Annotated in this window: 23 protein-coding genes; 18 read left to right on the top strand and 5 right to left on the bottom strand. The window is 69.4% G+C overall.

Features of this window, described 5'->3' with window-relative positions; translation table 11 throughout:
- The first annotated feature begins 13 nt into the window (after positions 1-13).
- The 7 genes from ASC46_RS06925 to ASC46_RS06895 all read left to right on the top strand — a co-directional run bounded on the left by ASC46_RS06925 (position 14) and on the right by ASC46_RS06895 (position 7,586).
- On the top strand, positions 14-973 hold the full coding sequence (locus ASC46_RS06925; protein WP_055458571.1) for an ABC transporter substrate-binding protein: 960 nt from the start codon (positions 14-16) through the stop codon (positions 971-973).
- The gene (locus ASC46_RS06920; protein ID WP_055458570.1) at positions 963-1,793 is read left to right on the top strand and encodes an ABC transporter permease; all 831 of its coding nucleotides are present in this window, start codon (positions 963-965) and stop codon (positions 1,791-1,793) included. Before ASC46_RS06925 ends, ASC46_RS06920 begins: the two co-directional genes overlap by 11 nt.
- Positions 1,790-2,530 (top strand): ABC transporter ATP-binding protein, encoded by a 741-nt coding sequence (locus ASC46_RS06915; protein WP_055458569.1) that lies wholly within the window; start codon positions 1,790-1,792, stop codon positions 2,528-2,530. Before ASC46_RS06920 ends, ASC46_RS06915 begins: the two co-directional genes overlap by 4 nt.
- Complete coding sequence (locus ASC46_RS06910) at positions 2,527-3,774, top strand: NnrS family protein (RefSeq protein ID WP_082464740.1); 1,248 nt, start codon at positions 2,527-2,529, stop codon at positions 3,772-3,774. Before ASC46_RS06915 ends, ASC46_RS06910 begins: the two co-directional genes overlap by 4 nt.
- A 73-nt stretch (positions 3,775-3,847) precedes the next feature.
- Entirely contained in the window at positions 3,848-5,176 is a 1,329-nt protein-coding gene (locus ASC46_RS06905; protein ID WP_055458568.1) for an HdeD family acid-resistance protein, read from the top strand.
- A 9-nt stretch (positions 5,177-5,185) separates the two neighbouring features.
- On the top strand, positions 5,186-6,340 hold the full coding sequence (locus ASC46_RS06900) for an MFS transporter (RefSeq protein ID WP_055458567.1): 1,155 nt from the start codon (positions 5,186-5,188) through the stop codon (positions 6,338-6,340).
- A 118-nt stretch (positions 6,341-6,458) separates the two neighbouring features.
- Positions 6,459-7,586 (top strand): GGDEF domain-containing protein, encoded by a 1,128-nt coding sequence (locus tag ASC46_RS06895; RefSeq protein WP_245280496.1) that lies wholly within the window; start codon positions 6,459-6,461, stop codon positions 7,584-7,586.
- A 174-nt stretch (positions 7,587-7,760) separates the two neighbouring features.
- On the opposite strand, the gene ASC46_RS06890 is transcribed toward ASC46_RS06895, so the two are convergent.
- Positions 7,761-8,528 carry a Crp/Fnr family transcriptional regulator gene (locus ASC46_RS06890; protein WP_055458565.1) on the bottom strand — a complete coding sequence of 256 codons (768 nt, stop codon included), beginning with the start codon at positions 8,526-8,528 and terminating at the stop codon, positions 7,761-7,763.
- Between the two features lie 138 nt (positions 8,529-8,666).
- Between ASC46_RS06890 and ASC46_RS06885 the strand changes: the two genes are divergently transcribed.
- The 3 genes from ASC46_RS06885 to ASC46_RS21510 are packed head-to-tail and all read left to right on the top strand — an operon-like array spanning position 8,667 to position 10,191.
- On the top strand, positions 8,667-8,999 hold the full coding sequence (locus ASC46_RS06885) for a four-helix bundle copper-binding protein (RefSeq protein ID WP_055458564.1): 333 nt from the start codon (positions 8,667-8,669) through the stop codon (positions 8,997-8,999).
- A 47-nt stretch (positions 9,000-9,046) separates the two neighbouring features.
- Positions 9,047-10,012 (top strand): SDR family oxidoreductase, encoded by a 966-nt coding sequence (locus ASC46_RS06880; RefSeq protein WP_055458949.1) that lies wholly within the window; start codon positions 9,047-9,049, stop codon positions 10,010-10,012.
- Positions 10,013-10,032: 20 nt separating this feature from the next.
- Entirely contained in the window at positions 10,033-10,191 is a 159-nt protein-coding gene (locus ASC46_RS21510) for a hypothetical protein (protein WP_169790090.1), read from the top strand.
- 22 nt (positions 10,192-10,213) lie between these two features.
- Here the strand turns inward: ASC46_RS21510 and ASC46_RS06875 are convergent, their stop codons facing one another.
- Entirely contained in the window at positions 10,214-11,413 is a 1,200-nt protein-coding gene (locus ASC46_RS06875) for a citrate synthase family protein (RefSeq protein WP_245280495.1), read from the bottom strand.
- 87 nt (positions 11,414-11,500) lie between these two features.
- Between ASC46_RS06875 and ASC46_RS06870 the strand changes: the two genes are divergently transcribed.
- Entirely contained in the window at positions 11,501-12,637 is a 1,137-nt protein-coding gene (locus tag ASC46_RS06870; protein ID WP_072249452.1) for a citrate synthase, read from the top strand.
- Positions 12,638-12,709: 72 nt separating this feature from the next.
- Here ASC46_RS06870 and ASC46_RS06865 read toward each other — a convergent pair whose 3' ends face one another.
- From ASC46_RS06865 to ASC46_RS06855, 3 genes are read right to left on the bottom strand one after another with little or no spacing between them, the layout of a single operon-like run.
- Positions 12,710-14,026 (bottom strand): ABC transporter substrate-binding protein, encoded by a 1,317-nt coding sequence (locus ASC46_RS06865; protein ID WP_055458562.1) that lies wholly within the window; start codon positions 14,024-14,026, stop codon positions 12,710-12,712.
- Between the two features lie 50 nt (positions 14,027-14,076).
- The gene (locus ASC46_RS06860) at positions 14,077-15,363 is read right to left on the bottom strand and encodes an ABC transporter substrate-binding protein (protein WP_055458561.1); all 1,287 of its coding nucleotides are present in this window, start codon (positions 15,361-15,363) and stop codon (positions 14,077-14,079) included.
- 55 nt (positions 15,364-15,418) lie between these two features.
- Positions 15,419-16,210, bottom strand: coding sequence for a FadR/GntR family transcriptional regulator (locus ASC46_RS06855; RefSeq protein ID WP_055458560.1), 792 nt, complete (start codon positions 16,208-16,210; stop codon positions 15,419-15,421).
- Between the two features lie 89 nt (positions 16,211-16,299).
- Here ASC46_RS06855 and ASC46_RS06850 point away from each other — a divergent pair, with 89 nt between their 5' ends.
- From ASC46_RS06850 to ASC46_RS21090, 7 genes are all read left to right on the top strand, one after another.
- On the top strand, positions 16,300-17,445 hold the full coding sequence (locus ASC46_RS06850) for a mandelate racemase/muconate lactonizing enzyme family protein (RefSeq protein ID WP_055458559.1): 1,146 nt from the start codon (positions 16,300-16,302) through the stop codon (positions 17,443-17,445).
- A 4-nt stretch (positions 17,446-17,449) separates the two neighbouring features.
- A complete protein-coding gene (locus ASC46_RS06845; RefSeq protein WP_055458558.1) occupies positions 17,450-18,343 on the top strand; it encodes a carbohydrate ABC transporter permease in 894 nt (297 codons plus the stop codon).
- Positions 18,333-19,178, top strand: a complete 846-nt coding sequence (locus ASC46_RS06840) for a carbohydrate ABC transporter permease (protein ID WP_245280494.1) — start codon at positions 18,333-18,335, stop codon at positions 19,176-19,178. The genes ASC46_RS06845 and ASC46_RS06840 overlap by 11 nt, the downstream gene beginning before the upstream one ends.
- 14 nt (positions 19,179-19,192) lie before the next feature.
- Entirely contained in the window at positions 19,193-20,080 is an 888-nt protein-coding gene (locus ASC46_RS06835; protein ID WP_055458557.1) for a DUF6772 family protein, read from the top strand.
- Positions 20,080-20,415 (top strand): hypothetical protein, encoded by a 336-nt coding sequence (locus ASC46_RS06830; protein ID WP_019404311.1) that lies wholly within the window; start codon positions 20,080-20,082, stop codon positions 20,413-20,415. The genes ASC46_RS06835 and ASC46_RS06830 overlap by 1 nt, the downstream gene beginning before the upstream one ends.
- A gap of 3 nt (positions 20,416-20,418) precedes the next feature.
- On the top strand, positions 20,419-21,183 hold the full coding sequence (locus ASC46_RS06825; protein ID WP_055458556.1) for an SDR family NAD(P)-dependent oxidoreductase: 765 nt from the start codon (positions 20,419-20,421) through the stop codon (positions 21,181-21,183).
- 130 nt (positions 21,184-21,313) lie between these two features.
- A complete protein-coding gene (locus ASC46_RS21090) occupies positions 21,314-21,487 on the top strand; it encodes a hypothetical protein (protein ID WP_210165979.1) in 174 nt (57 codons plus the stop codon).
- Positions 21,488-21,563 lie beyond the last annotated feature (76 nt).

Below are 21,563 nucleotides of genomic sequence, written 5' to 3'. Positions count from 1 at the left end.
CTGAGGATTGGTCATGATCGATCGCCGTCATCTCATGCTGTCCGGCATCGCCGCTCTCGCCGTGCGCCACGCCCTCGCCGCCTCGCCAGCCATGACGCTCTGGGGCCCGCCCGCGGCACCCTCCGTCCTCCTGGCGCAGGCGGTGGCCGCAGGAAGTATCCAGGGCCAGTCCCTCGACTTTCGCGTCTGGCGCTCGCCTGACGAGATGCGCGCCGGGATCGCGGGCGGCACGATGCAGGCGGTCGTGGTGCCGACCTATGTCGCGGCCAATTTCTACAACAGGGGTGCCGGCCTGCGGCTTCTCAACGTCCTGACGGAGGGTCTGCTCTATGTGGTCGGCACGCCTGACGCGGAGGGGGTCGTCGGACTTGCCGGCCGGCGTGTCGCCGTTCCGTTCGCCAACGACATGCCTGACCTCGTGCTGCGGCGGCTTCTGGCCAAGGCCGCGCTGACGCCGGGCAGGGATATCCATCTCGACTACGTCGGCTCGCCGCCGGAGGCCGTGCAGCTTCTCCTCGCAGGACGGGTTGATGCCGCGCTCCTGTCGGAGCCGGCGGCCTCGGCCGCCATCCTGCGCGGCGGCATGGCGGGCAAGGAACTGGTGCGCGCCGTCGATTGCCGGCGGGCCTGGCAGGTGGCCACGGGTGCGGCCTCCATGCCGCAGGCCGGCCTCGCTGTGATGCCAGCGCTAGCCGACAGGTTAGGCGGGGAGGGGCTCGAAGCCCTGCAGGGGGCGCTCGAAGCCGCCCTTGCCCGCGTGAAGGCCGATCCGGCTGCTGCGGGCGGAGCCGCCGCAACGGCTCTCGAACTGCCGGCACCGGTCGTCGGGCGTGCGATCGCCTCCAGCAATCTCGTCGCCCTGCGTGCCTCCGCCGCCCGCGAGGCGCTGACAGGCTTCTTTGCCGCCTTGGCCGAAGACGACCCGCGCATTATCGGCGGCGGCCAGCCCGATGCCGGCTTCTATGCGCTCTGACGCGAAGGGGGTGGCCGCCTGGTTCGGGCGCTATCTCTGGTCGGCCTGGGCCGGGGCGACGGGGCTCCTGTGCCTCGCCGCCGCTTGGCAGATGGCGCACGAGCTCTATGGGGCCTTCATCCTGCCGGATCCGCTGACGACACTCGCGACACTCGCCGATCTCGCGACTGAGCCGGGGTTCGGCGCGGCCGTGAAGGAGACGGGGCTGCGCGCGCTCAACGGCTTTATGCTTGCGGCCGGCATCGGCGCGGCCGCGGGAACCGTCGCCGGCTATTCCTTTGCCGCCCTGAGGCTGATGAAGCCGGTCGTCACCTTCATCCTCGGCGTGCCGCCGATCTCGTGGATCGTCCTCGCCCTCATCTGGTTCGGCGCCTCGGGCGGCTCGGCGGTCGCCACCGTCGTCGTCGCGGCGTTGCCCATCTCCTTCGCGGGAGCGCTGGAAGGGGTGGCGACGCGGGACCGCGGCCTCGACGCCATGGCGCGCGCCTTCGGCGCCGGGCCGCTCCGCCGCTTCCGGGATGTGACGCTGCCGCATCTTCTCTCCTATCTCTTCGCGGCCTGGACAACGGCCATCGGCACCGCCTGGAAGGTCGCGGTGATGGCAGAACTCCTCGGCAATGCCGGCGGTGTCGGCGGTGCACTCGCCAGAGCGCGCGCCCTGTTCGACATCCCGCAGGTCATGGCCCTGACGGTCCTCGTCGTCCTCTGCGCGCTCGGCAGTGATCACCTCGTTCTGCAGCCGCTGCGCGAGGCGGCCGAGCGCTGGCGCACGGCCGGGCAGTCGGGGAGTGTCAAACAGCCTTGGAGCGTCAGGCCATGAAGCTGCGGCTGGAAAATGTCGGCCATGCCTTCCTCGGTCGCACTGTCATCGAAGGCATCGACCTCGCCCTAGCCGCCGGCGAGATCGTCGCTCTCGTCGGCCCGTCGGGTTGCGGCAAGACGACGCTAATGCACATCGCCGCCGGGCTCGTCGTGCCGCTGCGTGGCCGCGTGCATCGCGCGTACAGGCGCCACGCCATGGTCTTCCAGGAGCCGCGGCTGCTGCCATGGCTGACGGCGCGCGACAACATCGCCTATGGCCTCGCCTGCGCGGGGACGCCCCGCCGGCACAGGCGGGAGATCGCTGCCGTGCGAGCAAGGGAGGTCGGCCTCGAGGCTGATGACCTAGACAAGTTCCCGCCGGAACTGTCTGGCGGCATGCGCCAGCGTGCAGCAGTGGCCCGTGCGCTCGCCGTCGCGCCGGACGTGGTCTTTCTCGACGAGCCGTTCTCGGCCGTCGATGCCGGGCTGCGCCGCATGATGCAGGATCACCTCGCGCAGGCGGCGGCGCGCGAGGGCTTCTGCGCCCTCTTCGTGACGCACGATCTCGGTGAAGCCGCGCGCATCGCCGACCGGCTGGTCGTGCTCTCGGCCCGCCGGCGCGGCATCATCGACCTGCGGGCCATACCCGGCCGGCCGGGCGCGCGGGACGAGCGCTTCGTTTTCGACCTCGTAGCGGCCTGGTCATGCGAAGAGGCCTTCGCCGAAATCCTCGACGGGGCCGGACGGCTGCAATGAGCGTCTCCGTCGACCGTTCGGTCAGGTTGCAGCCGCTGCTTCTCCTCGATGAAGGCCTGCGCCTCTTCTTTCCTGTCGCCGCCTTACACGGCGCCCTCTGGCCGCTCCTGTGGACGCTGGTCTTGTCGCTCGACCTGCCTTTCTCGGGCGTGGTGCCCCAGGGCCAATGGCACGCGCATGAGATGGTCTTCGGCACCTGTGCCGCCGCGCTCGCCGGCTTCCTGACCTCGGCCGTGCCGGAATGGACCGATACGGACCGGCCCCGCGGCCCGGCGCTGCTCCTCCTCGTGGGGGTCTGGTTGCCAGGGCGTATCGTCGGGCTTCTCGCCGCCGATGCGCTCGTGCCGCTGGCGCTCGCAGGCGATGCCGCCTTCCTGTCACTGCTCCTTGCCCATGTCGCCGTCCCGATGGCGCGGCGGCGCCTGTGGCGTCATTGGTCCTTCGCGGCTTGGCTCGTGGTGCTCGTTGCGGCTGAAATGGCCATCCGCCTTGCCTGGATGGCGGGCGAATTCGCGCTCGCGCAGCGCCTGCTCGTCGCGAGCCTCCTTGTCCTCGTGATCCTGTTCGCGCTGTCTCTGTCGCGGATCAACGTGGTCGTGCTTAACTTGGCGCTCGATCCTTCTGGTGAGACGACTCCCTACAAGCCCCATCCCGGACGCCAGAATCTCGCCGCCGGGCTCACGGCCCTCTACGCGGCGGCACAGCTCGCCTTTCCGCAGTCCGCGGCGCCGGCCTTCCTCGCGCTCGCTGCCGGCGCGGCCTTCATGGACCGGTTGGCGGAATGGTTCGTGGGGCGCAGCGTGCTGGCAAGCCACGTGCTGGCTCTGGCCGGCGCGAATGCCGCAGCGGGGACCGGTCTTCTGCTCATCGGCGCGGGGCAGCTCGGGGCATCGGTCTCCCCCGCCGCCGGGCTGCACATTCTGGGCATGGGCTGCCTCGGCCTCGCGCTGCTCGCCGTCTTCGCCATCGCAGGCCTCAGGCACACCGGCCGGATACTGGCGATGCCGTGGCAAGCGAGGGCCGCGTTCCTGCTCGTCGCGATGGCCGCGCTGGTGCGCACCGCCCCCGAGACAGGGCTTGTTGCGGCGCTTCACGGGCTGCACTACAGCCTCGCCGCCCTCCTGTGGGCGAGCGCCTTCGGGCTGTGGCTGCAGGGTTTCCTGCCGTTCATGCTCGCCCCTGCGCTGCCCGATTGTCCGGAGCCGGCCGCCACCGTTAACACTTTGGACAAGGGGGCGAACTAGCATGGCGACGTCGCGGGATACGATGCCGGCTGCGGAGCGAGCGACATGCCGGTGTCCGGGGGCGTGGCCAAGCATGCTGGAGCTTCTTCTCCTGCTTATCGGCGGCGGCATGGTGCGTCGCAAGTGGTGGCTCGTGGGGGTCCTCGGGCTTCTGTGGATGGCGATCGGCCTCTTCTTCGTCGTGACCGCGCTCGACGACAGCCTGCGTTTCTCGTCCACCTATTTCGCCATTCCGCTGCTCGTCGATGCCGCCTTCTCCGCGGTCAGCGGCCTTTCGGCACCGGACGGGCGCCGGCTGCTGCGTCTCGGCAAGGCGGCCGTTCTCCTCATCATCGTTCTCCTGATAATCGAGGCGCCATGGCACAGCGGCATCCTCGTTGGCATCCTGGTCGGCGCGCTCCTCGTCGGTGACGCCGTCTGGCGGGCGAGCAGCGCCTATGTCGTGCGCTTTCACCGCTGGCGGCTCTCCATCGTGAAGGCGGCCGTCGAGTTCCTGATCGGCCTCTGGTCCTTCGTGCCCTGGCCGAGCCATTGGCAGGGGGAAGTCGGTGCCGACGTCGGCACCCTGATGATCGTATCGGCCATGGGATTGTGCGGGTTGGCGCTGCGCATCCGACGGCTGCCGCTCGACACGTCCGTCGCGATGATTCTAGCAAGGGGGCGCGCACGGGATCTGAGGCCCGGCTCTCCGCGGCGGATCCTTCCCGTTCGGGGTGAGGGGCCGGACGAGGGCGACGTCATCGTGCACGTGTGGACGCCGACCGGCGGCATCGTGCCCCTGCACAGGGGCGTCGAGCGCTATGTCGCGGCCCGGGACGAGAAGGGCATCGTCTCGACCGGTCATGCCGCGCTCGAGGCGCCGCCGGACATCTACATCAGCCACTATCCCGCGGTTGAGATCGACCGGGCGCCCTCCCAGTTCGCCCGCGCCCTCAGGGCAACCCCGGACAACGACGTGCCCGGTCTGTTCAAGCCGAGTTATGCCGAGGAGAGTGCGGAATGGTGCCCCTCGACCGTGCAGGTGCGGCTCGCCGGCCTCAATCGGCGGGCGCTGCGCGCGTTCTGGCAGGTCTACCGAGCGGATGCGATCTACAATCTCACGGATCGCAACTGCTCCAGCGCGGTCGCGAGTGCGCTCGACGTCGCCATTGAGGGCCGTTTTGCCGAGGCGGCGCGATCACCCGCCTTGCTGCTGCGCCTCCTCTGCGCACCCGAGCTGTGGATCGCAGGGTTGCTGCGCCGCCGGGCGGCGTGGATGGCCTGGACGCCCGGCATCGTCCTCGACTACGCCCGGGCCGTCGGCGCCCTGATCGCCCAGTTCGAGCCGCGGCCGGACGGCGGCCGCGTCCATCCGGCTCCGTCCGACCATTCGGCTGCCGCCGCCGTGCCGTCCGGCGACTGAGAGGTTCGCGTGTACACCAGCATCGTCGGGGGCAGCGCCGTCCTGGCCCGTGCGGGCATCATCGCCACGGCGGCGGTTTTCGGGCTGACCTACAGCCTGAGCGCGGCGCTGATCGCGCTCGATCTGGCGGAACGCGGCTTGAGCGAGGGCCTCATCGGTGCCAATGCGGCGATGCATGCCGTCGGCGTCCTCGCCATGGCCTTCCTCCTTCCACGGATCGGGGCCCGGTTGGGACTGCGGCGGGCGATCGCCGGCGCGCTCGGCTGCGCGGCGCTGCTCCTGTGCCTTTTTCCGCTGATACCCCTGGTGTGGCTCTGGTTTCCGCTGCGCATATTGCTCGGCGCGGCCTCTGAGGTGCTGTTCGTCCTGTCCGAGACATGGTTGAACGCGTTGAGCACCGAGCGCTCGCGGGCACGGACGATGGGCGCCTACACCGCCGCCCTGTCCGTCGGCTTCGCGCTCGGACCGCTGATCCTGTCGCTCGTGGGGTCGGAGGGCTTCACTGCCTATGGCATCGGCGCCACCCTTGCGGCCTCTGCCGCTCTCTTCATCGCCTTTGCTCGGATCGCGGCGCCGGCCTTCGAGAAGCCCGCCCACGGCGATCCCCTGCGCTACATGCGTCTTGCGCCGGTCGCCATGGGCGCCACGGCCCTCAATGCGGCAATCGAGACGGCCGGACTGACCTTCCTCACACTCTACGCCATGTCGCTCGGCTGGGGCGAGGGCGATGCCACGCAGCTCATGGCCTACATGATGTTCGGCGCCATCGTCCTGCAGGTGCCCATCGGCTGGCTAGGCGACCGGATGGACCGGGAGCGCCTGATCGTCGCCCTCGCTGCGGTGTCGGCCCTCGGTGCCGCCGTCTGGCCCTTTGCGCTCGCCAGTCCCGCGATGACCTACGCCCTCCTCTTCGTCTGGGGTGGCGTCTTCGTCGGCATCTACACGCTGATGCTGGCGATCGTGGGCAGCCGATTCTCCGGCAGCGACATCATCGGCATCTATGCGGGCATGGGCCTGTTCTGGGGCGTCGGCGCGCTCGTCGGCCCGGCGCTTGCCGGCTTCGCCATGCAGGCAGCCGGCCATGGCCTGCCGATCTTCGTCGCGCTGGCCTGTGGGTTGTTCGCGATGGCGGCGCTCGCCGTCGGACGGCGCGCGATGCGCTAGCAGGGCAGCGCCCGGCCGCAACCGACGCAACTTGCAGAGGTTGCATGCGGGCGATATGCAGCGCCGGACAGACCTTGCGGAAAATGGGGCATCGCGCAGCGCCATGCGGCTGGTTCTGTTGGTAGGTCCGACCATATTGCTCGTCTTTGCGGCGAGCTTCGTGCTGGCGTGGACCTTCGACCGCCGCCGGAGGCACCTTCTGGTCTTCGGCGCCTCCTGCTTGCTGTTCTGTCTCGGCACGCTGTCGCAGATCCTGCAGATCCCGCCCGGCGCCGGGCCGAATGCCGTCGTTTCGGCCTTCATCTATACTGCGAGCGTGCTCGCCTTCACCGAAGGGCTGCTCGCCCGGACCGGCAAGCGCACCTCCTTGGCCGAGAAGGCCGCTATCACACTTCTCATCGTTGGGGGCATCGCGTATTTCTATTATGTCGACCGCGACCTGCTGGTCCGCATCTACATCCTCAATTTCGGCTATGGGCTGATATGCCTCGCAACGGCCTGGCGGCTGCGTGACATGCGCAAGGGGCGCCTGACGGAGCGCGTGCTGTTCTGGACGCTCCTGGCTTTTGCCCTGCATTTCTTCCCGCGGACGATCCTGACCGTTGGCGTCGCCGCGCCGGATCCGGCCCAGTTCGGCCTGTCGCCGTTCTGGCTCGCGCTGCAGTTCTCGCTCGCCGTGCTCGGTGTCGCCCTGGCGCTTGCGCTCCTTGCCGTGACGGTCGGTGATGTCATCGAGGACCTGCGCCGCACGGGCAACCTCGACCCGCTGACCGGCATTCTCAATCGGCGCGGCTTCGAGGAGGGTGCCGCGCAGCGGCTCGCCGACCGTCACAGCCATCCGCTATGCCTCGTCATCGCCGACATCGACCGCTTCAAGAACATCAACGACACCCTTGGCCATCCGGCCGGCGACGAGGTGCTGCGCACCTTCGCGGCCCTGGTGCGGCGGGCGATGCGGCGAGGCGATCTCAGCGCCCGCTTCGGTGGCGAGGAATTCGTACTGCTGCTGTCCGGGTGCGACGCGGAGGGCGCCGCGGCCTTCGCCGAGCGGCTGAGGGCGTCGGTCAGCGAGGCGCGGTTCGGCTCCCTGCCCGACGGCTGGCAGGTCACGGCGAGCTTCGGCCTCGCAGAAGCCCGCGCCGGCGAAAGCCTTGGGCAGCTGGTGGCGCGCGCGGATGCGGCGCTCTATGCGGCCAAGCGGGCCGGGCGCAACCGCGTGCGGCGGCACGGCGCCATCCCCGCCTGAGCCGCCCGTACGGCCGGTTGTCTGGGCGGCGCATCGCTCGCCGCTCTGCGATTCGACTCGGCCTGCGCCGTCCTCCTCGCCGAACCGGGACGGGCATGCCGGATATCCTCTCGGTTTCAGGCTGCTCGGGCAGCCAGAAACGCGGCCGCAACCGCGCCCTGAGGATGGTGCATCTCAGGTCGTCTCGAGCGGCGCCGAGGCATCGGGCCGCGCCCGCTCGCGCAGATGGAGGTGGCGGGGATTGAACATGGCGTAGTCTTCCAGCGCCTCGAGGTTGGGCAGAATGACCGTACCGTTCTCCATGTCGACGAGTCCGCGTCGGCGCAGCAGTTGCAGCGTCCGGTTGACGTGGACGACGGAAAGGCCGAGGGCATCGGCCAGCTCCTGCTGCGTGACCGGAAACGTGAAGCGCCCCCCGTCGGCGAGTTCCACCGCCTTGAGGCGGTGATAGATTTCGCAGAAGAGATGGGCCGTGCGCTCGCCGGCCGAGCGCCGGCCCATGTTGAGGATCCACTCGCGCGAGATCGCCTCCTCGACGAGCGTCGCCCACCACAGGGCGGTGGTGATGCGCGGGAACCGGGCAGTGACCTGCCGGATCTCCTCCGCCGGCAGGACGGCCACCTCCGCCGCCGTCACGGCCGCGATGGAATGATCCATTTCCTCGAGGACGAACACGCGCAAGTCGCAGATGTCGCCCGGCACGAAATAGCCGAGGATCTGGCGTCGGCCGTCCGGCAGCGCCTTGTAGCGGCAGGCGAAGCCAGACAGGACAAGGTTCACGCCCTGCGGCCGCTCGCCTTCCTCGATGATGATCTCGCGCGGCCGGTAGGGCACGGGCTCGGATGCGAGCGCCTCGATCGCGGCCGTCTCATCGGCATCAAAGGTACTGAAGTTGCTCAGCTTCCGCAGCAGGGGGCTCCTCTTCCCCGACAGTAGGCTCATGGGCGGACTCCATCCAGTGGCCGGGACCGCTCCCCGGCAACGGCCATCGCTCAATGCGCATAGGAGCGGTGCGGTTCCGCCCGGCGGGGAACAATCGGGACCGGACGCGATTGGGGGGCCAGGACAGGGAGAGCTGCCATGCATCACACCGACCGGAACATGCGAGCCTGCATCGATGCCTGCCTTCACTGCTATGGAACGTGCCAGTCGACCGCGATGGGACACTGTCTGGCGCTCGGCGGCGCCCATACCGAAAAGCGGCATTTCACGCTGATGATGGCCTGTGCCGAGATTTGCCGCACGGCCGCGCATTTCATGCTCATCGGCTCCGAGCATCACCGGCACGTATGTGCCGAATGTGCCGAGATTTGCAGCCAATGCGCCGATGATTGCCAGCGGCTCGGGGACATGCAGGCCTGTGTCGAGGCCTGCCGTACCTGTGCCGAGCATTGCCGCAAGATGGCGGCGTGACCCTGTTCCGCAGCCCGGAGGTTTTCGTGTCCGACACTCGCCCAGGCATGTCGCACAACGCCCGCGCCGCAGCGGCGCGCCAGCGTGAGGTGCAGAAGAAGGTCGATGCCGCTGACAGTCGCAAGGACGGCGGCGGCGGTGATGGCGCCATGCAGGCCGGCGCGCGCCGCTATCCCGAGCCGCCCTTCCCGGAGCAGCATCACCGCAAGCCCGGCGTCGAGGCCAAGCTCTCGCCGGCACCGATGTACGATGCGCCCTACTACCTCGGCTCGAAGAAGCTCGAAGGCAAGACGGCGCTTATCACCGGCGGCGATTCCGGCATCGGCCGGGCCGTGGCGGTGCTCTTCGCGCGCGAGGGGGCCGATGTCGCCATCGCCTATCTTTCGGAGCACGAGGACGCCGAGGAGACGCGGCGTGCGGTGGAGAAGGAGGGCCGCCGCTGCATCCTGCTGCCCGGCGACGTCGGCAGGCAGGAGACCTGCGAGGAGACGGTGAAGCGCGTGCTCGACGAATTCGGCAAGCTCGACGTGCTCGTCAACAACGCCGCCTTCCAGTACCACGCCTCCGACATCGAGGATCTCACGCCGGAGCATTTCGACACGACGCTGAAGACGAATCTCTACGGCTACTTCTTCATGGCCAAGGCGGCGATCCCGCACATGAAGCCGGGCTCGGCCATCATCAACACCGGCTCGATTACCGGCATCGACGGCAGCAAGGAACTCATCGACTATTCGATGACCAAGGGGGGCATCCACGCCTTCACGCGGGCGCTGGCGGCCAACCTGGTGTCGCGCGGCATCCGCGTCAACGCTGTCGCGCCCGGGCCCGTGTGGACACCGCTCAACCCGTCCGAGCGGCCGCCGGAGCAGGTCGCGCAGTTCGGCGCCAAGGTGCCGATGAAGCGCCCGGCCCAGCCGGAGGAGATCGCGCCCGCCTATGTCTTCTTCGCCTCGCCGCACTGTTCCAGCTACATCACGGGCGAGATCCTGCCCATCATCGGCGGCTACTGAGGCGGAGGACGGAGGCACCCATGGGTGAGTATTTCTGGTTCTTCCTCGTCGTCATCGGTCCGGTCTTGTTCGCGGCCGCCGTAAGCTACGTCCTGATGCGGCGCCGGCGGCTGAGCCCCGGCGAGCGGGAGAAGCAGCACCACAAGATCAAGGAGCTCTACGGAGACCGCCGCGAGTGAGCGCGGGGCGGTTTCGCCCTTCTCAGACACCCTCGGCGGAAGGTCCGGTGTAGCGTGCGCGGGGCCTGATGAGCCTGTCCTCCAGCCGCTGCTCCAGCGCGTGGGCGATCCAGCCGACGGTGCGGCCGACGGCGAAGATCGCGAGCGCCGCGCCCGCCGGCAGGTTGAACGCCCGGCGCAGGGCCACCAGCGCGAAATCGATGTTGGGCAGCCGCCCGGCGCTTGTCTGCATGACCTCCGCCAGGGCATCGCGGGCAGCATCCGCCGGCAGCAGCGGCAGGAGGGCGGCGGCGCGCGGGTCACCCTCCGGATAGAGCGGATGGACGAAGCCCGGCACGCCTTCGCCCCGCCTGAGCCGCGCCTCCACGACCGCGGCCGCATCGCCGGCCCGCTCCACCTCATCGAACAGGATCTCGACCAGGCTCGTCGTGCCGCCGTGCAGGGGACCGCTCAGGGCCGCGAGGCCGGCGTTCAGGCAGGCGCCGAGCGAGGCCCCCGTCGAGGCAACGACGCGCACGGCGAAGGCCGAGGCATTGAGCTCGTGATCGGCGGCGAGCACCAGCGCCCGCCGCAGGATGTCGGCGCCCGTCTCGTCGAGATGCCAGGCCCGGGCGAGATGCCGGTGGACGTCGTCGCCGTCCGGCTCCGTCCCGCTGGCCGCGGCGGCGGTCGCACGCAGCAAGGCCACGGCGCCGGGCCAGAGGCTGCGCACGTCGCGCTGCCAGGCGATGGCGCGGCCGGCGGGAACGAGCGGCAGCAGCGCCTGGCATCGTTCCGACAGCGGCAGGTGGGCAAGGCGGGCGAGGAGCGCGGCATCCCAGGGGGACGGTACTCCTGAGGGCGCCTCCGCAAAGGGATTCCGCCCCTCGCAGTTCCAGAGGAGCCGCGCCGTGTCCTCCAGCGTCGCCGTCTCGGCCCAGCGGGTCGCCTCGTGGCCGCGATAGTAGAGGCGGCCGTCCTCGATGAGCGTGATGGCGGATGCGAGGACCGGCAGGCCCCAGTCGAGCGTCGTCTCCGCGATCCGGGCGGGTCGGCGGCCGGTTTCCTTGCGCCGCTTGAGCGCCTCGATGTCGTGCGCGCTGTAGAGGCGCCGGCGCGGATCGCCCGCGGCCTCGCCCACGCGGATGAGGCCGCGGCTTACATAGGCATAGAGCGTCGCCCGGCTGACGCCGAGGCTCTGCGCAGCCGCCGCCGCGTCCATGAACCGGTCGTGCTGCGCCACCGTCGCTCCTAGATTGATTACATGAATCAATATTGACTATATGTATTCCAGCGCCATCCTCGTGGCAAGCTTTTCGCGAGGATGACCATGACGAGCCGTTCAAACCCATTACCGCCCGCCCTTGCCCCGCTTGCCGCTCATGCCGCGCCGGGGCTCGACGATGTCATCGCCGCCGAAACCGTGCTGAGCCATGTCGATGGCGCGGCCGGGCGCCTGATCGTGCGCGGGCACGATCTGGAGGCCCTTGCGAGCAGAAGCTTCGAGAACGTGCTCGGCCTGCTGTGGCGGGACCTCGCGCCCGAGCCGATGGAGGAGGCCGAGATCCGCAGCGCGCTCGGCCGTGCGCGCACCCACGCCTTCGCGCTCCTGCCGCCGCTGCTGCCGGCGACGGACGGCCTCGCGCCGGTCGAGGCGCTGCGCCTGCTGCTGTCGGCGCTGGCGGACGCGGAGGAGGGGCCGCATCACGTGCTCGCGGTCGCGGCGGTGCCGGTCTTCGCCGCGGCGATCCACCGCCGCCGCGCCGGGGAGGACCCGGTCGCGCCGGATATGGATCTGGGGCAAGCGGCGGATTTCCTCAGGATGCTGCACGGTAGCCCGGCTGTTGCGAGCCATGTGCGCGCGCTCGACACCTATCTCGTCACCGTCGCCGACCACGGCCTCAACGCATCGACCTTCACGGCGCGCGTCATCGCCTCGACCAAGGCGGGGCTGTTCTCATCGGTCATCGGCGCGCTCTGCGCCCTCAAGGGGCCGCTCCACGGCGGGGCGCCGGGGCCGGTGCTCGACATGCTGGACGCCATCGGCGAGGAAGGCCGGATCCGTCCGTGGCTGACGGAGGCGCTGGCGCGCGGCGAACGGCTGATGGGCTTCGGCCACCGCATCTATCGCGTGCGCGACCCGCGGGCCGACGTGCTGAAGGGCGCCGTGGCCGGCCTGCGCGATGCCGGCGGCCGCATCCGCTTCGCCGAGGCGGTGGAGGCGGCGGCCCTTGCCCTGCTCGCCGAGCGCAAGCCGCTGCGGCCACTCGAGACCAATGTCGAGTTCTATACGGCGCTCGTCCTCGAGGCCGTGGGCTTTGCACGCGAGAGCTTCACCAATGTCTTCGCGGCGGGCCGCATGGCGGGCTGGACGGCCCATGTGCTGGAGCAGGAAAAGGCCGGCCGGCTTATCCGGCCGCAGTCGCGCTATGTCGGGCCCATGCCGGCATCGCGGCCAGGCGCGTAGAGCCGGATCCCGTCAGATTGAAACCTGATCGGATCGGACCCGGGGAGTGCGCCCGGTGCTTGAAGGGCAACGTCAGCCGAGCAGGGGCGCGACGCGCTTCACCGCCTCCGCCATGGCATCCTGCGGCGTCTTCATGCCGAAGACGGCGGCCTGCGTCTCCTCGATGAAGATATCGTGGGCGCGGGCCTGCTCGTCGAAGGCGGGCAGGTGGATGCGTGAGGCGGCCACCGCCTCGGCCTCCACGCCGGCGTAAGGGTAGCTCTTGCCGAAGTCCGGGTCGGCATAGGTCTTGATCCGCACCGGCCCGTTGCCATTGAGCGCCATCTGCGTCGTCGCGGCGGGCGAGGACAGGTGCCGGACGAAATCCCAGGCGGCGCGCTGGTTCTTGGAATTGGCCGGAATGACGAGCGACCAGAACTCGACCGTCGGCGCATAGCTCGCCTTGCCGACGAGCGCCTCGGCCATCGGCGGCACGAGTGGCTTGAGCTTGCCCGGATAGCGCGACTTCTGCGGGTCGTTGTAGGAGGCGAGGCGGGCGAAGGGCTGGATGCTCATGGCGGCCCGGCCCTGCTGCATCCAGGTCGTCAGTTCCTCGTTGTTGAGCGTCGCCGTGTTACGCGGCAGGACGCCGTCCTTGTAGAGCGAGGCGAGCACCTTCAGCGCCTCGACCATCGGAGCCTCGGCCGCCACGATCTTCCGGTCCTCCGTCATGTAGTCGCCATCGAGGCAGCGGGCGATGGTCAGGAAGTTCGAGGCGAAGACCGGCGTGAAGGCGAGGCCGTAGACCTGGGTTCCGTCGTCGCGTTTGAAGGTGAGCTTGCGCGCCGCCTCGACGAGTTCCTCGAAGGTCTTCGGCAGGGCGACGCCGCGCTCCTCGAACAGCGCCGCATTGTAGATGATGACATTGGTGGCGTGGCGCACGGGCACGCCGTAGAGCGCGCCGTCGAGCTGCAGGGGCTTCACGAGCCCCGGCGCGATGTCGTCGAACTCGGCGATCGGCGCCTCCTTCTGGAAGCTGTCGAGCGGCGTGAAGAGCTTGAGGTTGCGCGGCACGGCCCGGCCGTTGAGCAGATAGGCAACGTCGATCGTCGTCGTGCCGAGCGTCGCCTCGCGCAGGAGGCGTTCGTGGATGGCGTTGACGTCGCCGAGCGTCACCCAAGAGGCGGTGTTGCCGCTCTTCCGGCGCCAGGCCTCCGTCGCGTCGCCGCCCGGACCGGTCGTCGCGGCAGCCTGGTGGACGCGATGGCCGAAGACGTTGAGTTCGAGCCCCGCGGCCATGGCCGTGCGCGGCAGGAGGCCGGCGAGCGCGGCCCCGGCCGAGAGCTGCAGCATCCGGCGGCGTGACAGACGCCAGCCGTCATTCCTTGCCCAAGCGATATCCTCCGCCATCGCGGATCTCCTCCGGTTTCGTTGTTTTAATCGCCCGCCGCGCTGCGTCGTCAGGACGGCAGCAACGGCCTGACCCGTTCGACGACCGACGTCATGGCCGCCTCGGGGCTCTTCATGCCGAGGACCGCCGCCTCGGCCTCTTCCTTGAAGATGTCGCCGGCGCGCGCCGCCTCGTCGAAGGCGGGCACCGGCACGCGCGCCACCTTCAGGACGTCGCGCTCGGCATCCGCATAGGGGACCGACGCCCGGAAGCCGGCATCGTCATAGGTCGAGGCGCGGACGGGACCGTTGCCGCTCAGCGCCATCTTGAGCGTCGCGTCCTTCGTCAGCATCGCCTTGATGAAACTCCAGGCGAGGTCCTTGCGCGTGCTGTTCTTGGGGATGGCGAGGCCCCAGAACTCGACCTTCGCCGGCGCAACCGCATAGCGGTCCTTCAGCGTTTCCGAGATCGGCACGGCCCCCGTCATGATCTTGCCGGCGAACTTGCTCTTCTGCGGGTCGTTGAAGATGCGGTTGCGGCCCATGCTCTGCAGGGCCATGGCAGCGCGACCCTGCTGCATCCAGGTCGCGACCTCCTCGGTCGTCAGGGCGGTGAAGTTGCGCGGGAAGGCGCCGGCCTCGAACAGGCCGCGCAGCAGGCGGATGGCATTGAGCATGCCCTCCTGATCCGCCACCACCTTGAAGTCCTTCGTGATGAAATCGCCGTCCCAGGCGCGGGCGATGTCGATGACATTGGGATAGGTGACGCCCGGCATGCACAGGCCGACGCAATTGGTGCCGTCGGCGCGCTTGTAGGTCGCGGCCTTCGCCACCTCGACGAGCTCTTCCATCGTCGCCGGCGGTTTCTCGAAGCCGCGCTCGGCGAGGATGTCGGCATTCCAGTGCAGGCCGGACGAGGCATGCCGCACGGGCACGGCGACGAGCCTGCCGCCGACGGTCATGCCCTCGATGAGGCCGGGGAAGATGTCGGCGACATCCTCCGGCGGGTCGCTGCGCATGTAGTCGTCGAGCGGCTCGAAGAGCTCGGCCGTGCGCGGCACCGCCTGGGTGTTGAGGATGAAGCCGACGTCGACGCTCGTCTGCGACAGGGAGGCTTCGCGGAACAGGCGTTCCTGCAACGGTCCCGTGTCGAACGTCGTCCATTCGACGGCGATGCCCGTATCGGCCGTCCAGGGGGCGGTGACGTCGCCGCTCTGGCCGGTCGCCACGGTCTTGTGGACGCGGTGGGAAAAGACCTGCAGCGGCGGGCCCTTGGCCGCCTGGCCGAAGGCGATGTTCGGGGCAGCCAGCGCCGCCCCTGCCGTTGCCAGCAGCGTCCTTCTGTCGATCGGTGCCATTCTCGTTCCCTCCCTTCGGGCCCGTTCTGCTGCGGGCCTCGCTGGTGATATGGGCCTAGCCTGGCCGGCCCGGCGTCGGGTCCGGCCCGAAGATCTCGCGGATGGCGGCATCGGCGGCGGCGAAGTGGCTGCGCATGGCCGCTTCCGCCGCTGCGGGATTGCCTTCCTCGATCGCCTCGGCGATGAGGGCGTGGCGCGCCAGCGTCACGCGCCAATCGTCCATGGTGCGCGCCTCGCGCGCGTTGAAGCGCACCATCATGATGCGCACGACGGGCTCGAGCCCCTTGAGCTGCAGCATGACGAGCCGGTTGTGCGCCATCGCCGCCACCTGGTTGTGGAAGGCGAGGTCCGCCTCGATCCACGCCGGCACGTCGCCGAGCGTCGCCTCCATCCGCTTCAGGATGTCGTGCATCGCGGCGATGTCGGCCTCGGTGCGCCGCTCGGCGGCGAGCGCAGCGATATGCGGCTCCAGCATGCGGCGCAGCTCCACCGCCTCGCGCAGGCCGTGCTTCGTGCTGCCGACGGCGAAGCGGTAGAAGCGCGCCAGCGGCCCGCTGTCGATGGCCCGCACGCGGCTGACCTTGCCCTGTTGCACCTGGATGACGCCCATCGCCGCGAGCTCGCGCAGCGCCTCGCGCGCGATCGGCTTGGAGATGCCGAAGGTGGCGGCGATCTGCCCCTCAGAGGGCAGGGGGTCGCCGGGCTTGAGGCGGCCGTCGATGATCGCTTCCGTCAACCGCTCGATGACCGCGTCGCCGAGACGGCTCGGCGCGATATCGGCTGCGCCGAGGAGCGTCGCCCAGTCGTCGGCGCGGGCATCGGCCGCGATGTCGAGTTGATCCTGCATGGTGCCTTCATCGCATAAACCCAGCAGGGTTGCAACCTAGAAACTTATCAGATAGGTGAGATACAAGAGAGGAAACCAGAGGCGGGATCATGCCTGACACTCCAAGGCTTGCAGCCGGCCGTATCGCGCGGGTTGAGGTGCATCCGCTGCGCGCCACGCTGCCGACAGCGCAGCGGACTTCGCAAGGCGACTGGACAACGGTCGAGATCGTCGTCGTCGAGGTGGAGACGGACCAGGGTCTCGTCGGCTTCGGGGAATGCCTCGGCCGGCGCGGCGCGGCCGCCTACGCGCGCTTCATCGAGGGCGTGCTCACGCCGAGGATCGTCGGCGAGGATGCGCTCGACCGGCGCCGGTTGTGGAACGCCATGCGCGGGGTGCTCACCGGCCGTGTCGGCGGCATGCTGGTCGAGGCTGTCGCCGGTGTCGACATCGCCCTGTGGGATATTGCCGGCAAGGCCGCCGGCATGCCGGTGGCGAAGCTCCTCGGCGGCGTCGGGCGCGGCACGGTCCCGGCCTATGCTTCCTCGATCAACTGGTTCGACGACGCGGCCGTCGAGGCGGAGGTCGCGGCTGCGCTCGCTGCCGGCTTCCGCCAGATCAAGGTGAAGACGGGCCGTTCCGTGCCCGCCTCGATCGACCGCATCCGCCTCGTGCGTCGTCTCGCCGGCGACGCCGTCGGCCTCAGCGTCGACGCCAACTGGGCCTATGACCTGGACGATGCCGTGCGCGTCGGACGCGCGCTCGAGGAGTGCGGCTACGACTGGTTCGAGGAGCCATTGCGGCCCGAGGATCGCGGGGGCTATCGCCTGTTGCGCGACAAGCTCGACGTGCGGCTCGCCGCGGGCGAGAGCGACTTCACGGCGCTCGACGCCCTGCCAATGCTGCAGGACCGCTCCATCGGCCTCATCCAGCCGGATGTGGCGCGGGCCGGCGGCATCACCGAGACTTGGCGCATCGCCGAGCTCGCACAGAGCTTCAACGTCGCCTATGCCCCGCACGTCGGCTGGTCGGGCGCTGTCTGCGTCGCTGCCAGCCTGCAGCTTGCCGCCGCCGCCGAGAACTGCCTCGCCTTCGAGTGCATGGTCTATCGCAATCCGCTGCGCGAGGCGCTGCTCATGGAGCCGGTCGGCGATCCGGCGACGATGGTCAACGGCGCGCTGCCGGTGCCGGCCGGCCCGGGACTCGGCATCACGCTCGACCGGGCGGCGCTCGCCGCCCACCGCATCACGGAGTGAGCGCATGGCGGCTTTCTCGATCTCCGCCATGCAGGAGCCGCGCCGGGCGCTGCCCTATGTCGCCCCCGCGCTCGCGCTGCTCGCCTTCGTCATCCTCATCCCGGCGGTCTATGTGCTGTGGCTCTCCTTCCAGCAGTCGACCTTCGGCCGGGCGGCGACCTTCGTCGGCTTCGCAAACTACGCCAAGATCCTCGCCGATCCCTATTTCTGGCGAGCGCTGGGCAACACGGTCATCGTCGTGCTCGTCGTCGTGCATGTCGAAGTCGTGCTCGGCCTTGCCATGGCGGTGCTGTTCGCAGCCGGTCTGCCCTTTCGGAAGCTGCTCATCGCCGCCGTCCTCGCGCCTTACGCGGTGAGCGAGGTCGGCGCCGTCGTCATGTGGCGCACGTTGTTCGATCCCGATACCGGCTTCATGACGCGGGTGCTCACCGGGATCGGCCTGCCGCCGCTCGAATGGTCCGTGGTGCCGAGCCACGGGCTGGCGCTCGTCGCTCTGCTCAGCATCTGGCTGCACCTGCCCTTCACTTTCATCATCCTCTATGCGGCGCGGCTCGCCATCCCGAAGGACCTCTACGAGGCGGCCGAGATCGACGGGGCGAGCGCGTGGCAGAGCTTTCGCCGCGTTACGCTGCCGCTGCTCATGCCGGCCATCCTCGTCGCCATGCTGTTTCGCTACATCTTCGCCTACCGCCTGTTCTCGGAAGTGTGGCTGCTGACGCAGGGCGGGCCGGCGCGCTCGACCGAGGTCGTCGCCGTCTACCTCTATCTCGAGGCCTTCCGCTACAACGACTTCGGCGCGGCGAGCGCGACCGGATGGCTGATGGTGGTGACCTCGCTGCTGCTCGCCGCCTTCTACCTGCGCCGGCTCTACCGGGAGATGTTCGCCCGTGCCGACTGATCCTGCCTTCACGCCCTCCGGGCTCCTGCGCCTCCTCGGCAAGGCCGTTGCCGTTGCCCTGGTGCTCGCCTGGTCGCTCGGGCCGATCGCGCTCATCGTGAGCGCCGCCTTCACGCCCGAGCGCGACATCTTCGCCACCGGCGTCGCCTGGCGGCCGACCTTCGAGAATTTCGTCGCCCTGTGGCAGCGCTGGGGCGACTTCTTCACCGGGCTCGCCAACAGCTTCATCGTCACCGTGGGCGCGACGCTGCTCGCGGTGCTCACCTCGACGCTCGCGGGCTTCGGCTATTCGCGCTGGCGCAGCCGTTTCCTCTCCGGCTCCGTCTTCGCCATGATCGCGCTGCGTCTCCTGCCGCCCATCGTGACGACGCTGCCGCTGTTCCCGATCGTCAACGCGCTTGGGCTCAACGACACCTATGCGGTGCTCATCATCCTCTACGCGGCCTTCTTCGTGTCGCTCGGCACCATGGTGATGCGCACCTTCATCGACCAGATCCCGCGCGAGCTCGACGAGGCGGCGATGATGGACGGGGCGAGCCAGGCGCAGATCTTCCGCCGCGTCATCCTGCCCCTGTCGGCGCAGGGCATGGTGGCGGTCGCCATCTTCGTCATCGTCTATGCGTGGAACGAGTTCCTCTTCGCCTTCATCTTCACGACGAAGAACGCCAAGACCGCGCCCCTCGTGCTGTCCGAGATGATCGGTTCGCTCGAGGGCGTCGAATGGGGCGTCCTCTTCGCCGCCACCACCGTGCAGCTCCTGCCCATCCTCGCCTTCGTCGTCCTGTGCCAGCGCCATCTCATCGAAGGCCTGACGGCGGGCGCCACCAAGGGCTGAGAAGGACCATCCCGATGACACTCGACCGCCATGAGATCGCTTCGGCCCTGCGTCTCGCCGATCCCGCCCTGTCGCGCTTCGACCCGCTGCCGCGCATCATCGCCTTCGACGATTTCGACCGCGGCTTCTGCGGCTGGACGCAGCTCGTCGGCAATTACGAGGACACGCTCGATGCCATGCATCCGGGCTATGCCCAGCATTCACAGGCCATGCTGTCGACCTTGCCGACATGGGACTTCGGCAGCCACGGCGGCTTCGACGGCAGCTATGCGCTGAAGATCGCGACCCGGCCGCAGGCGGGCGCGCGCAACGTTTCGATCAAGCGGCTCACCTTCCGTCGGCGCGGCCCCATCCGGCTCGAGTTCTACTTCACCTTCAAGCCCGAGGCGAACGAGCTGCGCCTGTCGGAAACCGACGTGCGCTCCATCGGCTTCCTCTACGACCTGCAGACGGGGGACCAGGACGGCGACGCCTGGCGCATCATGCCGCATCTGCGCTTCCTCAACGCGCTCGACGGCGCGCATGTGCAGAAGTGGCAGTTCAAGCGCCGGAACGAGCCCTTCGCCGCGGTCGGCGCCGGGAACAAGACGGTGACGCACTATCACCTGGCGCCGGAAGGATGGGAGGACATCGCCGGCGGCGGGCAGAGGCTCTGCTACAACGAGATTCCGACCAAGGTGAACTGGCACTACTGCCGCTTCGACTTCGACCTTGTGACCATGCAGGCGACCGGCCTTGCCTGCAACGACCGGGAATTCGACCTGTCGGGCTTCGACAGCATGCGCATCCCGGCCATGCGCAACCTCTGGTGCATGCTGAACCTCGCCTTCTTCGTCGAGACGGACACGGACAAGCGCGCCAGCCTCTTCATCGATTCCGTCTGCCTGTCGGGAGATTTCTGATGCTGCGCGAAAGCCAGGCCGCCGTCGTCGCCCGCAACGAGGAGTGGCGGGGCGCATCCGCCACCGAGCCCTACGAGGCCGGCTGGGCGAGCGAGGCCGTTGTCTTCGTGCGCGCCCTGAAGGACGCGGTCGGCGCGCCGGGCCGTGCCCGCGTCGAGCTGTCGCCCGACGGCATGCACTGGGTGGCGGAGGGCAGCGCGTTCGACCTGCCGGTCCGGGCCGGCGAAGTCACCTTCGCGCGCGTCGCGCATTTCGGGACGTGGCTCAGGATCGCCGCGGACCTGCCGGAGGGGGCCGCGCTCACCGTCCTCGTCACCTGGCATCTGAAGGCCTGAGCCATGGGGAGCCCATTCCGCAACGGCGGGCGCGTCGCCCTCGTCACCGGGTCGAGCCGCGGTATCGGGCGGGCGGTCGCGCTCGGCCTCGCGCAGAGCGGCGGCGCCGTCGCGGTGCACGGCGCGGAGGGAAGCGCGGCGCTGGACGAAGCGGTGGAGGAGATGCGCACCGCCGGTGTCCGCGCCGAGGCGTTCGCCGCCGATCTCGCCCAGGCGGACGCCTGCCGGCGCCTGCCGGAGGCCGTGGCCGAGGCGCTGGGGCCGATCGACATTCTCGTGCTCAATGCGTCCCTCGAGCTGCGCCGCGACTGGCGCGACGTGACGGAGGAGGAGATTGCGCAACAGGTCGCGGTCAATCTCACCGCGAGCCTCCTCCTCCTGCAGGCCGTGGTGCCAGGCATGGCGGCGCGCGGCTTCGGCCGCGTCATCGCCATGGGCAGCATCCAGGAGGTGCGGCCCAATCCGCGCCTGGTGGTCTATGCGGCGCTGAAGAGCGCCCAGACCAACGTGATGGTCAACCTGGCGCGCCAATATGCGGCGCAGAACGTCACTTTCAATACGGTCTCGCCCGGCGCCATCGCGACCGAGCGCAACGCCGCCGTCCTCGTCGATCCGGCCTATCGGGCGCGTGTGGAGAGCGAGATCCCGGCAGGACGCATTGGCCTGCCACAGGACTGCGTCGGCGCCTGCCTGCTGCTCGCCTCCGATGCGGGGGCCTATATCAACGGCGCCCGGCTCTTCGTCGACGGCGGCTGGCATGTTGGCTGAGCGGGTTGAGCGCGACCGCCCCGCGTCCACTGATTCTTGCCCGCAGGTGCCCTGCGGCGCGGGCGATGGCGTCCGCGACGGCTTGGTGGCGATCGCTCGGCGGGTCCTTCGAGCGCAACGGATAGGCCACATGCCGGTGACGGAGGTGGCCGAGGACCTCGCGGAGACCTGTACGGTCGCGGCTGTCATCGACAAGGTTTTCAAGCCGGACCTGGAAGCTTTGCAGGACACGCCGAACGCCCTCGACGTCCTCGCCGTGCGCGCCGCGATCCGTCCATGGGCGACAGTGGTCGCCTGCCCATGACGCGCCGGGGCTCTGGCGATAGGATGGCCATGGCGCTGCCCTGCGCGACAGTGCCATGGGGCGGGACAGGAGTGGG

The organism is Chelatococcus sambhunathii (assembly GCF_001418005.1).
GTDB lineage: Bacteria > Pseudomonadota > Alphaproteobacteria > Rhizobiales > Beijerinckiaceae > Chelatococcus_A > Chelatococcus_A sambhunathii.
Note: the sequence above shows the minus strand (reverse complement) of the source record. Positions and strands in the feature narration are given on the sequence as shown.

Excerpts from the sequence above, each read along its gene's own strand:
- ASC46_RS06925 (WP_055458571.1), top strand. The coding sequence starts at position 14 with ATGATCGATCGCCGTCATCTCATGCTGTCCGGCATCGCCGCTCTCGCC.
- ASC46_RS06920 (WP_055458570.1), top strand. The coding sequence starts at position 963 with ATGCGCTCTGACGCGAAGGGGGTGGCCGCCTGGTTCGGGCGCTATCTC.
- ASC46_RS06915 (WP_055458569.1), top strand. The coding sequence starts at position 1,790 with ATGAAGCTGCGGCTGGAAAATGTCGGCCATGCCTTCCTCGGTCGCACT.
- ASC46_RS06910 (WP_082464740.1), top strand. The coding sequence starts at position 2,527 with ATGAGCGTCTCCGTCGACCGTTCGGTCAGGTTGCAGCCGCTGCTTCTC.
- ASC46_RS06905 (WP_055458568.1), top strand. The coding sequence starts at position 3,848 with ATGCTGGAGCTTCTTCTCCTGCTTATCGGCGGCGGCATGGTGCGTCGC.
- ASC46_RS06890 (WP_055458565.1), bottom strand. The coding sequence starts at position 8,528 with ATGAGCCTACTGTCGGGGAAGAGGAGCCCCCTGCTGCGGAAGCTGAGC.
- ASC46_RS06885 (WP_055458564.1), top strand. The coding sequence starts at position 8,667 with ATGCATCACACCGACCGGAACATGCGAGCCTGCATCGATGCCTGCCTT.
- ASC46_RS06880 (WP_055458949.1), top strand. The coding sequence starts at position 9,047 with ATGTCGCACAACGCCCGCGCCGCAGCGGCGCGCCAGCGTGAGGTGCAG.
- ASC46_RS21510 (WP_169790090.1), top strand. The coding sequence starts at position 10,033 with ATGGGTGAGTATTTCTGGTTCTTCCTCGTCGTCATCGGTCCGGTCTTG.
- ASC46_RS06870 (WP_072249452.1), top strand. The coding sequence starts at position 11,501 with ATGACGAGCCGTTCAAACCCATTACCGCCCGCCCTTGCCCCGCTTGCC.
- ASC46_RS06865 (WP_055458562.1), bottom strand. The coding sequence starts at position 14,026 with ATGGCGGAGGATATCGCTTGGGCAAGGAATGACGGCTGGCGTCTGTCA.
- ASC46_RS06860 (WP_055458561.1), bottom strand. The coding sequence starts at position 15,363 with ATGGCACCGATCGACAGAAGGACGCTGCTGGCAACGGCAGGGGCGGCG.
- ASC46_RS06855 (WP_055458560.1), bottom strand. The coding sequence starts at position 16,210 with ATGCAGGATCAACTCGACATCGCGGCCGATGCCCGCGCCGACGACTGG.
- ASC46_RS06850 (WP_055458559.1), top strand. The coding sequence starts at position 16,300 with ATGCCTGACACTCCAAGGCTTGCAGCCGGCCGTATCGCGCGGGTTGAG.
- ASC46_RS06845 (WP_055458558.1), top strand. The coding sequence starts at position 17,450 with ATGGCGGCTTTCTCGATCTCCGCCATGCAGGAGCCGCGCCGGGCGCTG.
- ASC46_RS06835 (WP_055458557.1), top strand. The coding sequence starts at position 19,193 with ATGACACTCGACCGCCATGAGATCGCTTCGGCCCTGCGTCTCGCCGAT.
- ASC46_RS06830 (WP_019404311.1), top strand. The coding sequence starts at position 20,080 with ATGCTGCGCGAAAGCCAGGCCGCCGTCGTCGCCCGCAACGAGGAGTGG.
- ASC46_RS06825 (WP_055458556.1), top strand. The coding sequence starts at position 20,419 with ATGGGGAGCCCATTCCGCAACGGCGGGCGCGTCGCCCTCGTCACCGGG.
- ASC46_RS21090 (WP_210165979.1), top strand. The coding sequence starts at position 21,314 with ATGCCGGTGACGGAGGTGGCCGAGGACCTCGCGGAGACCTGTACGGTC.